General features: G+C 57.2%; 11 protein-coding genes. 6 read left to right on the top strand and 5 right to left on the bottom strand.

Features of this window, described 5'->3' with window-relative positions; translation table 11 throughout:
- Positions 1-61: 61 nt before the first annotated feature.
- Both cysK and cysZ read right to left on the bottom strand, forming a co-directional pair.
- A complete protein-coding gene (gene cysK / locus ACMV5H_RS08845; RefSeq protein ID WP_021178687.1) occupies positions 62-1,030 on the bottom strand; it encodes a cysteine synthase A in 969 nt (322 codons plus the stop codon).
- 156 nt (positions 1,031-1,186) lie between these two features.
- Positions 1,187-1,948: a sulfate transporter CysZ gene (gene cysZ / locus ACMV5H_RS08840; protein WP_115159921.1), complete on the bottom strand. Its 762-nt coding sequence runs from the start codon at positions 1,946-1,948 to the stop codon at positions 1,187-1,189.
- Positions 1,949-2,170: 222 nt separating this feature from the next.
- Between cysZ and zipA the strand changes: the two genes are divergently transcribed.
- From zipA to ACMV5H_RS08825, 3 genes are all read left to right on the top strand, one after another.
- The gene (gene zipA, locus ACMV5H_RS08835) at positions 2,171-3,127 is read left to right on the top strand and encodes a cell division protein ZipA (protein ID WP_115159920.1); all 957 of its coding nucleotides are present in this window, start codon (positions 2,171-2,173) and stop codon (positions 3,125-3,127) included.
- Positions 3,128-3,204: 77 nt separating this feature from the next.
- Entirely contained in the window at positions 3,205-5,226 is a 2,022-nt protein-coding gene (gene ligA, locus ACMV5H_RS08830) for an NAD-dependent DNA ligase LigA (protein WP_021807054.1), read from the top strand.
- Entirely contained in the window at positions 5,226-5,441 is a 216-nt protein-coding gene (locus ACMV5H_RS08825) for a DUF3820 family protein (protein WP_021178683.1), read from the top strand. The genes ligA and ACMV5H_RS08825 overlap by 1 nt, the downstream gene beginning before the upstream one ends.
- A gap of 35 nt (positions 5,442-5,476) precedes the next feature.
- On the opposite strand, the gene ACMV5H_RS08820 is transcribed toward ACMV5H_RS08825, so the two are convergent.
- The 3 genes from ACMV5H_RS08820 to ACMV5H_RS08810 form a co-directional block, all read right to left on the bottom strand.
- Positions 5,477-5,926 (bottom strand): FlxA-like family protein, encoded by a 450-nt coding sequence (locus ACMV5H_RS08820; RefSeq protein ID WP_115159918.1) that lies wholly within the window; start codon positions 5,924-5,926, stop codon positions 5,477-5,479.
- A 51-nt stretch (positions 5,927-5,977) separates the two neighbouring features.
- Positions 5,978-6,526 carry a nucleotidyltransferase family protein gene (locus ACMV5H_RS08815; protein WP_179251807.1) on the bottom strand — a complete coding sequence of 183 codons (549 nt, stop codon included), beginning with the start codon at positions 6,524-6,526 and terminating at the stop codon, positions 5,978-5,980.
- Positions 6,527-6,651: 125 nt separating this feature from the next.
- A complete protein-coding gene (locus ACMV5H_RS08810) occupies positions 6,652-8,949 on the bottom strand; it encodes a TonB-dependent siderophore receptor (RefSeq protein WP_179251700.1) in 2,298 nt (765 codons plus the stop codon).
- Between the two features lie 307 nt (positions 8,950-9,256).
- Here ACMV5H_RS08810 and fes point away from each other — a divergent pair, with 307 nt between their 5' ends.
- From fes to ACMV5H_RS08795, 3 genes are read left to right on the top strand one after another with little or no spacing between them, the layout of a single operon-like run.
- The gene (gene fes / locus ACMV5H_RS08805; protein ID WP_414821711.1) at positions 9,257-10,609 is read left to right on the top strand and encodes an enterochelin esterase; all 1,353 of its coding nucleotides are present in this window, start codon (positions 9,257-9,259) and stop codon (positions 10,607-10,609) included.
- A 10-nt stretch (positions 10,610-10,619) separates the two neighbouring features.
- Positions 10,620-10,826: an MbtH family protein gene (locus ACMV5H_RS08800; RefSeq protein ID WP_021807049.1), complete on the top strand. Its 207-nt coding sequence runs from the start codon at positions 10,620-10,622 to the stop codon at positions 10,824-10,826.
- Positions 10,827-10,864: 38 nt separating this feature from the next.
- Positions 10,865-14,812 carry an enterobactin synthase subunit F gene (locus ACMV5H_RS08795; protein WP_414821710.1) on the top strand — a complete coding sequence of 1,316 codons (3,948 nt, stop codon included), beginning with the start codon at positions 10,865-10,867 and terminating at the stop codon, positions 14,810-14,812.
- Positions 14,813-14,849: the final 37 nt, after the last annotated feature.

Below are 14,849 nucleotides of genomic sequence, written 5' to 3'. Positions count from 1 at the left end.
TCCAGTCCACAAAAAAAGCACCTGAATAGGTGCTTTTTTAGCTATTTGTGCACTGTTTGCGCTATTGCTGCAGTTCCTGTTCGGTGAACAGATCGGCAAACAAAGCGGTGCTCAAGTAGCGCTCACCTGAAGAAGGCAGAATAACCACAATTGTCTTGTCGGTAAAGTCGGCTTCTTCGGAAAGTTTGACGGCGGCCGCCACGGCGGCACCGGAAGAAATCCCGGCCAGGATGCCTTCTTCTTCCATCAGGCGGCGTGCCATGCTGATGGCTTCGTCGTTGGTGATCTGCGCGACGCGGTCAACCAGGCTCAGATCCAGGTTGCCCGGAATGAAACCGGCACCAATGCCCTGGATTTTGTGCGGGCCGGGTTTGATTTCCTGGCCTGCCAATGCCTGGCTGATGACCGGTGAGTCGGTTGGTTCAACCGCCACTGTGGTGATAGCCTTGCCCTTGGTGTTCTTGATAAAGCGGCTGACGCCGGTCAGTGTACCGCCAGTGCCGACGCCCGCGATAAAGACATCGACCTCGCCATCGGTATCTTCCCAGATTTCCGGGCCGGTGGTTTGTTCGTGGATTTCCGGGTTGGCCGGGTTGCTGAACTGTTGCAGCAGGATGTAGCGGTTCGGATCGGTGGCCACAATCTCTTCGGCCTTGGCGATCGCCCCTTTCATGCCTTTGGCACCTTCGGTCAGCACCAGATTGGCACCCAGCGCCTTGAGCAGTTTACGACGTTCGATGCTCATGGTTTCCGGCATGGTCAGCGTGAGCTTGTAACCCCGCGCCGCGGCGACAAACGCCAGAGCGATACCGGTGTTGCCGCTGGTTGGCTCCACCAGCTCTTTGCCTGCGCTCAGAATGCCACGCTTTTCGGCATCCCAAATCATATTGGCACCGATGCGGCATTTGACGCTGAAGCTCGGGTTGCGAGATTCAACCTTGGCGAGAATGCGTCCGTTGCCGATACGGTTCAGACGAACCAGCGGCGTATGGCCGATTGTTAATGAGTTGTCTTGGTAAATCTTGCTCATGGCCCGTCCTTATAACTCTATGAAATGTAGGGAACATCGAAAGCATACGCTAACGGTCTCGGCAGGGAAGTAAAGAATTGGTATATAGATATGTTATTAGAGAATAAGTTTTAATCACAATAGCAAGGGCGCACGAAGCGCCCCCAAATAAAGCCGTTAGTGACGAACAAATTGTGCACGATAACGGTCGACCCACATCGCCGTGGCACCGCAGACCGCCACCGGCAGGATCACCAGATTGAGGATGGGGATCATGGTGAACAGGCTGACCAACGCACCAAACTGCAGGTTGTCGGTTTTGTGCTGCCGCAACGCCTGGCGCATCTCGGCGAAGCTGACCTTGTGGTTATCAAACGGATAATCGCAGTATTGAATGGCCAGCATCCAGGCGCTGAACAGGAACCACAGCAGCGGTGCCAGCGTTTGGCCGATGCCCGGAATAAAGTAGAGCAACAGCAGGCCCAGCGCGCGTGGCAGGTAATACATCAGCTTGCGCCATTCACGGGACATGATGCGCGGCAGATCTTTGACCACGCCGAGCATACCGGTATCCGGCAACGGTTTGCCGGTCAGGCTGCCTTCGAGCTGTTCCGCCAGCAGCCCGCAAAACGGGGCGGCGATCAGGTTGGTGATGGTACTGAACAGGTAACTGAACACCAACAGCACGGAAATGACCGCCATCGGCCAGAGTAAATAACTTAGCCACTGTAGCCAGCTTGGCACATGGCTCATCATGCTCGGGATCCAGTCGCCCAGTTGGCTGAACAGCCACCAGAAGGCAGAGCCCATCAGCAGCACGTTCACCAGCAACGGCAGGACGACATAGCGTTTAATACCCGGGCGCGAAATCAGGCGCCATCCTTGGGCAAAATAATGGAAGCCGTTGGTGGATCCGACAGGGGGAGGCACATAGGACATATCTTAAGATTTTCTCTTTGGCTAAACAGGCCAAGCTATCATATAGGGTTGATTTTCCACTGGCTAGAGCCACATTGGCTGAAAAAACAGCAAAAAAATGCCGAATAATCATCTTTATTGGCATAAAGTTCAGCACGGACTTGCACTTGTGCCTGTGGGCAAATAGAGTTAAAGAGTGAATGTTTGCCGCGGTGGCAATGTCTTGGAACAACAGAGATAGCAATGATGCAGGATTTGCGTCTGATATTAATCGTTGTTGGCGCGATCGCCATAATAGCGTTGTTATTACATGGTCTTTGGACCAGCCGTAAGGAACGCTCGTCCCTTTTTCGCGATCGCCCAGCCAAACGCTCGAAAAATGAGCGTGAACCTACTCCACTTGATGATCCTGCCGAAAGCGTGGGAGAGGTACGTATCCGTGCCACTCGCGCAGAAGTTGAGGATGAGCCATCAATGGGCCATATCGATGTCGCACGCGAAGAGCCGGTGATTGCACCAAGGCCAGCTCCAGCAGCTCAACCTGCGCCTCGGCCAGCCCAGCCCGCGCCGCTCTCCCAGCGGCCGGATTACGATGACATCCTGCTGGATAACTATGCCCAGGACGAGGACGAAGAGCCGCAGCAACCTGTTGTGCGTCGTGAGCCGCGCGTTGACGATATGCCTCCGGCTACCGCTCCTTCACCAGAGCCAGCCTTCCAGCATGCAGAGCCTGTGCGTGAACCGCAGCCAGCGCCGGAACCGTTGAAACCGGCAAAACTGCAGGAGACCGTATTGGTGCTGCACGTTGCAGCTCATCAAGGCGGTGTGATCGGGGGGGAGGTGTTGCTGCAGAGCGTACTGCAGGCGGGCTTCCAATTTGGTGAAATGGGGATCTTCCATCGCCATATCAGCCCGGCAGGCAGTGGCCCCGTGCTGTTCAGCCTGGCCAATATGGTCAAGCCTGGCTCATTCGATCCGGAAATGATGTCCGATTTCTCCACGCCGGGCGTATCGATGTTTATGATGGTGCCGTCTTACGGCGACGCCAATCAGAACTTCAAGCTGATGCTGCAATCGGCACAACGTATTGCCGACGATGTGGGCGGCGTGGTGCTTGACGACGAGCGCCGCATGATGACCCCGCAAAAGCTGGAAACCTATAAAGCACGCATCCGCGAAGTGTTGGAAAACAACGCCTGACCGGTTGCCTGTGCACTGCATAATCCGTAATCCAGAACCCCCGCCAGCCGGGGGTTTTTTATCTTTGATGGTGAGCCATGGCATCGATTAACGAAACAATCAATCAACTACGCACCTCATTGCGCCATCACGAATATCAGTATCACGTACTCGATGCGCCGGAGATCCCGGATGTGGAATACGATCGCCTGATGCGTGAGCTGCGTGAGCTGGAAGAAGCCCATCCTGAGCTGATCACCGCCGATTCTCCGACTCAGCGCGTCGGGGCCGCCCCCTTGGCGGCGTTTGATCAGGTGCGTCATGAAGTGCCGATGCTGTCGTTGGACAACGTCTTTGATGAAGAGAGCTATCTGGCGTTTTACAAGCGCGTGCAGGATCGCCTGAAAAGCAACGAGCCACTGACCTTCTGCTGTGAGCTGAAGCTGGACGGGTTGGCCGTCAGCCTGCTGTATGAAGATGGTGAGCTGGTGCGTGCCTCCACGCGTGGTGATGGTACCACCGGGGAAAATATCACCTCTAATGTGCGCACTATCCGCGCCATCCCGCTGCGCCTGACCGGCGACAATATCCCGCGCCGGGTGGAAGTGCGTGGTGAAGTCTTTATGCCGCATGCCGGCTTTGAGCAGATGAACGAAGAGGCGCGCCGCAAAGACGGCAAAATCTTCGCCAACCCGCGTAACGCCGCAGCAGGCTCCCTGCGTCAGCTTGATCCGCGTATCACGGCCAAGCGTCCGCTGACCTTCTTCTGCTATGGCGTTGGCCTGCTGGAAGGGGGCGAATTGCCGCGCAGCCATTGGCAACGCCTGATGCAGTTCAAAGCCTGGGGCTTGCCGGTGAGCGATCGCGTCAAGCTTTGCACCGGTAGCGATGAGGTGCTGGCGTTTTATCGTCAGGTAGAGCAGGACCGCATCAACCTTGGCTTTGATATCGACGGCGTGGTGGTGAAGATCGACGATATCGATCTGCAAGAATCTCTGGGCTTTGTTGCTCGCGCACCGCGTTGGGCTACGGCGTTCAAATTCCCGGCACAAGAGCAGATCACCGTGGTGCGGGAAGTGGAGTTCCAGGTCGGGCGTACCGGTGCGATTACGCCGGTCGCGCGCCTTGAGCCAGTTTTGGTCGCCGGGGTGATAGTCAGTAACGCCACGCTGCATAATGCTGATGAAATCGAACGCCTTGGCCTGCGCATCGGCGACACGGTGATCGTACGCCGTGCCGGGGATGTGATCCCGAAAGTGGTCGGGGTGATCGAAGATCGCCGCCCGCAGGACGCGCGTGAAGTGGTATTCCCACTGCATTGCCCTGTGTGCGGTTCCGATGTGGAACGGGTGGAAGGCGAAGCCATTGCGCGTTGTACCGGCGGGCTGATCTGCGGTGCCCAGCGTAAAGAGGCGCTGAAGCACTTCGTTTCCCGCCGGGCGATGGACGTTGACGGCATGGGCGATAAAATTATCGAACAGCTGGTCGATAAAGAATATGTCAAAACGCCAGCCGATCTGTTCCGTCTTTCCGCCGGTATTCTCACCGGGCTGGATCGCATGGGGCCCAAATCGGCACAGAATCTGGTCAATGCCTTGACCAACGCCAAACAGACTACCTTTGCCCGATTCCTGTATGCGTTGGGTATTCGTGAGGTAGGAGAGGCTACAGCTGCCGGTCTGGCGGCGCATTTTGGCTCGTTGGAGAAGCTGCGAGAGGCCGATCTGGACGCGTTAAAACAGGTGCCGGACGTGGGCGAGGTGGTGGCCAGTCACGTGGTGAACTTCTTTGCTGAAGCACATAACCAGCAGGTGATAGCAGAGCTGACCAGCCCGGAAATCGGCATTAACTGGCCTGCGCCGGTGGTGGTAGTTGCCGAAGAGATCGACAGCCCATTTGCCGGTAAAACCGTGGTGCTGACCGGATCTCTCAGCCAGCTCTCCCGCGATGAAGCCAAAGATCGGCTGACGGCGCTGGGGGCCAAGGTCAGCGGCAGCGTATCCAAGAAAACCGATCTGGTGATTGCCGGTGAGGCTGCCGGCTCCAAGCTGGTCAAGGCACAGGAACTGGGGATCGAGGTGATCGACGAGGCGGAGATGATCCGCCTGCTGGGGGCCTGATGGAAAAAGAGAACCTGATCGAAATCGCCAACACCGTGATGCCCTTTGGCAAATACCAGGGCAGGGTGCTGATCGACCTGCCGGAAGAGTATCTGCTATGGTTCGCCCGTAAGGGCGAATTCCCCAACGGCAGGTTGGGAATGCTGATGGAAATGACGTTGGCGATAAAAATTGAAGGGCTGGATCACCTGATCAAACCCCTGAAGAAAAGCTGAGTCGATGGGCGTAACGCCCTGTTGCGCCCTTCATCTCAGATATAAACGTCCACGGCGTTGGCGGCGGTTGGGCGGTTCACGCCATCACCGCTCATGGCCTTGGCCATCTGCTCTTGCTGCTGTTTTTCCATTTCTTGTTTCTGAATGCGCGCGATCTCAGCCTGGAGCATTTCGATCTGGCTCATGATCAGCTGTTTTTGTTGTTCGATCTCTTGAGTGTCGCCACCCGAGTCTTTCAGTTCGATCAGCTTTTGCTGCAGGTTCTGGATCTGCTTATACAGCGCTGCAATACGTGACGCCGCGCTGCTATCTTTTGGGGTCACTGGCGCATCATTATCGGATTTCTTGGATTTCTCCCCTTCAGGGGCATTGTTAACCGGTGCCGACATCAGTGCAGCCCCGCCTTTACCCGTGGCGGTAAACACCTCACGGACTCCGGCAATCGGGTTCTTGATGGGCACCATCATGGTAATGTTGGTCGACATGCGATCCTCCCAGGTAGCTTGTCAGAGGTATCGGCAAATCGCGGCAAAACTTTACCTTGGCGCCAGCTTTAGCTGCGGCCAGAGTTCGAGCCACTGCTTCTCCACCACGCGTTGTTCGAAAGCGGCCAGGTTATTGCTCTTGGGGTTGAAGGTGATGCTGCGGTTGAACAGCGCCTGTAGGCCAAAAGGCGCGACGAGTTGGATGCTGCCATCGGCCTGCAATCTGGCACCCACGGCGGTTTCGATCTCCGTCCAGTAACTGATGGCGTCTTCGCTGTCGAGATAGGGCGCGCGATGACTACGCAGGTGCATACGCGCCTGATTCTTTACCGACCAAGGGTGTGCCGACCATTCCAGCAGGCGCGATTCCAGCATCTGGTCGCGCTCGGCATCGCTATGGCGCGCATCGAAATGGATCACATCGATATCGTTGAGCGGCGTGCTGGTTGTAAAACCATGCAGCCGGTCCCACACCAGATTACGCACAAAGCCTGCGCCAAGGCACCAATCGTTCAGCCCGAGCCGCCGGGCGGTGGCTAATGTCTGCATACGTTCGCTGTCTTGGCGTAACCAATCAATAATTTGTTGCTGTGGATCCATCATTTCTCCTTTGTCACCGTTACTCTAACCCGAAATGGGCAGCAGCGGGATCGGGATGAGTGTGGAAAACGGCAAAAAAAAGCGCGGCATAAGCGCCGCGCTGAGATTGGCTCGGTAGCATACATTTAGAACTGGGTATTCAGGCTCATAAAGTAAGTCCGGCCCGGTTCGTTATAGGTTGCCGCCCCGGCTCCATAGATATTGACGGCCCCGGTGACTGGGTTACCCACGTTTTGCGAGTTACCGGAACGGAACTGGCGTTTGTCGAACAGGTTCTCGATCCCCGTTGTTACGCTGATATTTTTAGTCAACGCATAGGTGCCGCTCAGGCCAAAGATTGCGTAAGGGCTGACCTCACGAGTTTCCGGCCCGGTGGTTGGCTCCCCACGGTAGTTGTATTTCTTCGGCTTTTGACGGCCATACCAGGTCGCGGTGGTCTGCAAAGACAGATCCTGCGTGGCCTGCCAGCTCAGGGTAGAGTTGATGGTGAACTTGGGAATAATCGACAGGTAATCACCGGTGGTTTTATTCTCGTTCTCAATCATATAGGTGGCGTTATTATTCCAGGCTACCGTTTCGCTCACCGGCACGTTCAACGTACCTTCCAGACCCTGGATCACCGCTTTCGGCACGTTCTCCCAGCGATAGATATCGGTTTTACTGGTGTTAGAGGCCGTTGGCGAATAGCCCGCTTCGATCTTGTTGCGGTAATCGTTACGGAAGTAGGTGATACCTGCCAGCCAGCCTTCATGGTGGAATTCCAGCCCGATCTCTTTGTTGATGCTGTTCTCGGCCTTAAGATCGTCATTACCCATCAGATAGCAGCCGGTTCCCGTTGCGCTGGCGGCACAGCCCTGGCCTTTGCTGTAGAGAATGTAATCGCCGTTGCTCTGGAACAGGTTAGGTGCTTTGTAGGCGCGAGCGATACCCATTTTCAGGGTAAACAGATCGCCCAATTCCTGTGACAGGTTAAGCGACGGGCTCCAGTTGTTACCGGCCATGGAGTGATGATCGTAACGAAGGCCTGGAGTCAGCATTGTGGTATCGGTCAGCTCGATATTATCTTCGGCAAATAGCGAGAAGATATCCGCGGAGGAATACGGGCTGCGGTTGCTACTATCGGTACCTGGGATCGCTCCCCCGGTATTAGTGCCGGTTAGCGATTGGGTGGTCGAAGAAGGATCTTTCATCTTCTGCTGGTTCCACTCGGTACCCAGCGTGGCGGTTTGTGGCACCCACATATCGAATGGAATGCTGATTTCACTGTGGGCCAGGAAATCGTCCAGACGGGTGGTGTTGTAACTGTCGCTGGCGAAGATCCCTTCCAGGCCCCCGGCCAACCCTTCGGCTAAACGAGTATTGCGCGTGCGCTCAAACTGGACATAGTTGTTGGTGCTGACGCCGCTATCCCATGCGCCACGATAATTGACCGCATAGGTTTCACGATACATACGGTTGGTTTCTTTACCGTAGTTGCTCTGCACCAGCGCATTGGTGTTGGTGTTCTGGGTATCCCCGGCGTACAGGTTACCCTGGCGGCCATAGGCATATTGGAAATCCAAGGTCTGCAGGTGGGCGAATTCCCAGCTCAGCAAGGCATCGATATTTTTGTCGATCACCCCTTCGCGACCGGCAGGTAAAGTATTGGCATAGGTGCCGGTACGCTCGGACTGATGCCCCTGGTTGATATCCCAGGCGTCGGCCTGCGTTTTGCTGTAGCCACCGAACAGACGGAAGCTCAACTGATCGCTTAACGGACCGGAAAGGCTGAAATCAGTACGCTTGGTGGCGCCTTCTTCCTTATGTTGCGGTACGTTGAAATAACCGTTCAGTGTACCGTGCAGGTCCTGGCCAGCTTTTTTGGTGATGATGTTGACCACGCCACCTGCCGCGCCGTTACCATAGCGGGCAGCCGCTGGGCCACGCAGCACCTCGATACGCTCGATCATCTCCGGCGGTACCCAGGCAGTATCGCCACGGGTATCACGCTCGCCGCGCCAGCCTTGGCGCACCGAGTTACGGCTGCTGGCCGGTTTGCCGTCGATCAGGATCAGGGTATTTTCTGGCCCCATGCCACGAATATCGAGTTGGCGGTTGTTGCCCCGCTGGCCGCTGGTGGAGTTACCGGTCAGGTTGACCCCTGGCATGGTACGGATCAGCTCATTGATATCACGGGCGGGAGGGCGTCTTTGGATTTCTTCGGCAGTGATGGTGGAAACGCCGGGAGCTTGAAGGTTTTGTTTGGCGGCGGTGACGACGATGACATCTTCAGAGGCGGATTCTTTTTTGCTTTTCTCAGCCAGCGCGGCGCTGTCTGAGGTGGTGGCCGTTTGCTCGGCATTGACCGTAACGGAAAATGCAGATGTGCCCAATCCTAACCCGATGAGTGTGGCTAAAGAATAACGAGATAACTTCCGATTCATTTTGAGGTTCCTACCTAACAACCCTTCCTGATGCGGCGCTGTGTGACAACCGGTAACGGAACGGTTTGTTGTAGTTTTATTGTGTAGTCGAAAATAGTAACGAAACCCGGAGGCCAGGCTGACTGGCAGCAAGATCCCGCTCAATAATTCGGCATCCATCCCTGTTGAAGAATGCCCGCTCTATTTCGAGCCTGTATACACTATTGCAAATGCAAATAATTATCAATAGTATTCCTTGTGCCGTTTGGCATTTGGGAACCGGTGAGTCGCACGGCGTGCCTTGCCAACAACACAATGAGTGGGCGTTTTGAAAACTGAACAACAATCAGCAAGCAGTACGTTATTGGCGAGCAAGCATGCAGGGAGCCACGGTTGGTGGCTGGATATCGCCCGGCGTGGTACCCCCTTGGTGGAACCGCAGGATAATGGGCGATGGAAGGTGACGTTCTTGTGGCGCGACCCTCAGGGTGGCGAACTGACCTCGGCTTATCAACGAGTCTGGATCCATATCAACTGCCTCACCGATCATCACCAAGCGTCGCCCCCGCAGAGCCTGCAACGGCTTGCAGGTTCGGACGTCTGGTATTGGCAAACCGAGCTGCAAGGCGACTGGCGCGGCAGCTACTGCTTTATCCCCTGCATGGAGGATCGTCCCTTCGAACCGCAGGGGGACAATTCTCACGCCAACATGCTTTCTATTCGCCACTGGTGGCACCAGGTGTTTGCCCACGCAACTCACGATCTGCTTAATCCTTACCGCGCCTGGCCTGGAGTCGGGGAGCACACGCTTTCCGGCTTGCATATGCCACAGGCTCCCCAACAACCGGCCTGGCGGGACTTTGACAACTATGCCGTGACCAGCGGCCGCTGTACGCCAGCACCGCCTGCCAAACTGCAACGGCATACCTGGCATAGCCAGCGATTGGGAACCTCCCGCCACGTCTGGATCTACTCCACCGGTGAAAGTAACCCGGCGGCGCGGCCATTGGCTATTTTGCTGGACGGCCAATTCTGGGCCAATCAGATGCCGGTCTGGGATCCGCTGATGCAACTGACGCGTACTGGCCAACTGCCGGAGGCGGTCTATCTGCTGATCGACGTGATTGACCAGCAACACCGCGCACGGGAACTGACCTGCAACGATGAGTTTTGGTTGGCCCTACAGGAAGAGTTATTACCGCAATTGGCCGACTGGGCTCCGCACAGCCGTGAGGCTGCCAACACCGTAGTTGCAGGGCAAAGCTTTGGTGGCTTGGGTTCGCTCTATGCTGGCCTGCGCTGGCCGGAATATTTTGGTGCCACAATCAGCCAATCGGGCTCGTTCTGGTGGCCACGCCGCGATATGTTGCAACTGCCCACCGTGCCCGAGGATGCCTGCTGGTTGATCCGCCAGGTAGAAGACGGGCAGTTGGGTGCGCGCGGCAAGCTGAAGGTATTTTTAGAGGCCGGGGCGCATGAAAAGCTGGTCCACCGGGTGAATGACCGTATGGCGGCCCTGTTAAGTGAAACCGGACATCAGGTGCAGTATCGGCTGGTGGAGGGCGGGCACGATGCGTTGTGCTGGCGCGGCGGTTTACTCGATGGTCTGCAGGCGCATTGGTCGGAGCTGGTCAACCGCCGTGCCGAATGGAAGCCGTCCGCCAACCCTCTTCATGCTTAAGGATCAAGTAATGGAAACCTTAAACCCGTTCGATGACGAGCAGCAAATTTGCTACGTCCTGCGTAATGAAGAACTGCTTTACAGCCTGTGGCCGGATTTCAGCGCCATACCGGCCGGTTGGGTCAGCGTTTTTGGCCCGGCTTCCCGGGAGCACTGCGTCAACTGGCTAGAACAGAATTGGCAGGATATGCGGCCCGCATCACTGCGTAAGGCGTGATGGAGACGCAGCAAGAACCGACAACAGGAGCGAACGTCGTGTCAGAAACCTCTATTTTACCCACCGGGCAACAGGTTACCGTTGAGTTGCCATTGGTGGCGGCGCAGCCCGGTATTTGGGTTGCCGATCAAATTTCACCGTACGGCAATGCCTATGCGGTCGCCCATTATATCGAACTGAACGGCCCGCTGGATAAAGAGCACCTGTTACAGGCGATCTCACTGGGACTGGCCGAAGTGGACACCTTAAGGCTGCGTTTCGTCGAGCGTGATGGTGTGCCGATGCAGTATTACGACGCCACGATGCCGTTGGCTGCGCCGGAATGGGTTGATTTAAGCGACTCGGCGGATGCAGAGGCGGCGGCCCACGCGCTGATGCAGATCGACCTTGGTGCCGAATTACGGGTGAGCAGCGGCAAACCGCTGTATCGCCATATCCTGATGCGTCTGGCCGACGATCGCTGGTTCTGGTATCAGCGTTACCATCATCTGGTGGTCGATGGCTTCAGCTTTACCGCCATCGCTCGCCGTATCGCCAATATTTATACCCGCCTATATCAGCACGAGCAGCCGGAGCCGACGCCGTTCACGCCTTTTAGCGATGTGGTGGCGGAATATCAGCAATACCAGCAATCCCCAGGTTATCAGCGCGATGCCGATTTTTGGTTGAACAAGGCACGGCAGTTGCCCACGCCAGCTACCCTATGCCCGCAACCGTTGGCCGGGCAGGCACCTTCGACGCGTATTCACCGCTTGGCACAGCGCTGTGCCGCGCAGGATCTTGCGCCACTGGTCAGTCTGGGCCAGCAACAGCAGCTCAGCGCAGCCGATATGGCGATGGCGCTGGTGGCCGTGTGGGTGGCTCGTCTGACAGGTCAAACCCGCTACAGCGCCGGGTTTATTTTTATGCGCCGCATGGGCTCGGCTGCGCTTTGTGCCACCGGGCCGGTGATTAACGTATTGCCGGTGGAGATGCACGTCGCGCCGCAGGCAACGCTGGCCGATATCGCCGCACAAATCAGCCGTGAACTGAAGTTTGCCCGCCGCCATCAGCGCTATGATGCTGAGCAGGTACAGCGCGATCTGGGGCGTATTGGCGACAGCCAGCCGCTGTATGGCACCGTCTTCAACTTCAAGATGTTCGACTACCAGCTCGATTTTGCCGGTATCAAAGGGATCACCCACGACCTGGCCTCTGGCCCGGTGCGAGATCTGGAAATCGCCTTGTTTATCGATGAGGCGGGCACGCTGAAGATTGAGCTATTAGCCAATGCCGAGCGTTATCAGTTGGCCGAATTGACGGAGCACTTACAGCGCTTGCCGCTGCTGCTGCGGCAGTTTGCGGCCCAACCGACATTGCCGGTGAGCGAAGCCGATTTGCTGAGTGAAAAAGATCATGCGCTGCTGGCCAAGGTGAACGACACCGCTTATCCGGTGGCAGCCCAGACCCTCAGCGGTCTGCTGGCCGAGCAGGCGAAAAAGACCCCGAATGCCCCGGCGCTGGCAGATGAGCACCACCGGTTCAACTACCGCGAAACTCGCGAACAGGTGATCGCCTTGGCCCAGCATTTGGTGGCTCAGGGGGTGCAGCCGGGCGACATCGTGGCGGTGGCATTGCCGCGTTCGGTCTTCCTGTCGCTGGCGTTAATGGCGATAGTGGAAGCGGGAGCGGCCTATTTACCACTGGATACCGGCTATCCCGATGAGCGCCTCAGCATGATGCTGGAAGACGCGGCCCCACGCCTGATTATCACCGATGCTTCCCAACAGGCGCGTTTTGTGGGGCAGGGGGAAGTGCTGTTATACGATGCGCCACGGGTAGCCACCGCTGCTGCACCGAGCGTGATCCAAGGCCCGACGCCGCATCATCCGGCTTATATCATCTTTACATCCGGCTCAACCGGGCGGCCAAAGGGCGTGCTGGTTGGGCATCAGGCCATCGTTAACCGTTTATTGTGGATGCAGCACCAGTACCCGCTGGCGGCAGATGATGTGGTGCTGCAAAAAACGCCGTGCAGCTTTGACGTCTCGGTGTGGGAATTCTTCTGGCCATTGATGGTGGGCGCGCAGCTAGTGATGGCTCCGCCGGAGGCGCACCGCGACCCTCAGCAACTGCAAACGCTAATCGATCGGCATAAAGTCACTACCCTGCACTTTGTTCCTTCGATGCTGGCGGCATTCGTTGGTGCCTTGGACAGCACAACCGCCATCGCCCATTGCCAGCCACTGCGTCAGGTGTTCTGCAGCGGAGAAGCGTTACCTGCAGAGCTGTGCCGCCTGTGGCAGAGCCGCACTCAGGTGCCGTTGCATAACCTCTACGGCCCTACCGAGGCGGCGGTGGACGTGACTTGGCATCCGGCCTATGGTGACGCCCTCGCTGCTGTCACCGGTGCTAACGTCCCTATTGGTCTGCCGGTGTGGAATACCGGTTTACGTATTCTCGACGCTCGCTTACGCCCAGTGCCACCGGGTGTAGCTGGCGATCTATATCTGACCGGCGTGCAGCTGGCTCATGGTTATCTGGCCAGGCCGGACCTGACCGCCAGCCGCTTCGTCGCCGATCCGCAGGGCAACGGTGGCCGGATGTATCGCACCGGTGACGTCGCCCGCTGGCTGCCAGACGGTGCGGCGGAATATCTGGGCCGCAGCGACGACCAACTGAAAATTCGCGGCCAGCGGATTGAACTCAGTGAGATCGACCACGCTCTGCTGTCATTGCCGGGCGTGAGTCAGGCGGTGGCTCATGCCTTGGTATTGGAGGGCACGGTCGTTGATGCGATGGGAGGCGATGCCCGGCAACTGGTAGGCTACCTGGTCCCTCAGCCCGGCGTGCATCTGGATAGCGAAGCCCTACGTGCCGCGCTAGCCGATCGCTTGCCGCCGCATATGGTGCCGATCGCCCTGGTCGAAATGGCCGAGTTGCCGCTTAGTGCCAACGGCAAGCTCGATCGCAAAGCCTTACCACAGCCGCAAACCGGGGCTGGAAAGGCCGGGCGCGAGCCGGAACCCGGGTTGGAAAGCGAGATTGCTGCCGTTTTCGCTCGTTTGCTTCAGCGCGAGCAGGTATTTGCGGATGATGATTTCTTTGCCTTGGGCGGGCATTCATTGCTGGCCATGCGCCTGGCCGCCGAGTTGCGGCGCGATCTGGGTAAAGCGGTGTCGGTTGGTCAGGTGATGGTCGCTTCGAAAGTAGAGCAACTGGCTCAGCTATTGGCAGAAGAACGTACGCAGGAAGAGGCCGATCAATGCGGTTTTGACAGCGTGTTGCCGCTGCGCGTTACCGAAGGCCCAACGCTGTTCTGCCTACACCCGGCTTCCGGTTTCTCCTGGCAGTTCAGCGTGCTGCCGCGTTATATCGATCAGCATTGGTCGCTGGTAGGCATTCAGTCTCCACGCCCGGATGGCCCATTGGCGCTGGGTGAGGATATGGATCAGGTCTGCGATGCGCATCTGGCCACGGTATTACAGGTACAGCCACACGGCCCGTATCACTTTATCGGTTACTCCTTGGGGGGAACGTTGGCTCAAGGTATCGCAGCACGTTTGCAGGCGCGTGGGGAGGAGGTGGCTTTCCTTGGCTTGCTGGATACCTATCCGCCAGAAACCCAGAACTGGGACGTGATGCTGGACGACAACGTGCTCAAAGAGGTACAGCGCGAGCGCGAGCAGTTCCTGGCGGTATCAGAAGATACGCTCGATCCTGCGTTGGGAGAGGCGCGGGTCGCGATGTTTGACAATATCGAAGCCAACTATGCGGATTCGGTCAGGCTGTTGTCACACACCCATACGGCGCATTTCCAGGGGCAAGCGACGCTGTTTGTGGCCAAGCGCACCTTGCAACCAGGCATGGATGTGCAGCAGACCTGGGCGGAATATGTCGATGCGTTGCAGGTGTTTGAGCTGGATTGTGCGCATGTGGATATCGTTTCACCGGCTTCGTTCAAGGTGCTAGGCCCCTTGTTGAACCGGGTGTTGCGGGCACTGTAACTGTAAGCCTGGTGCAAACTGCAGGTTAAAAACGACG

Source organism: Serratia sp. N21D137 (assembly GCF_047530005.1).
Taxonomy (GTDB): Bacteria; Pseudomonadota; Gammaproteobacteria; order Enterobacterales; family Enterobacteriaceae; genus Chania; species Chania fonticola_B.
Note: the sequence above shows the minus strand (reverse complement) of the source record. Positions and strands in the feature narration are given on the sequence as shown.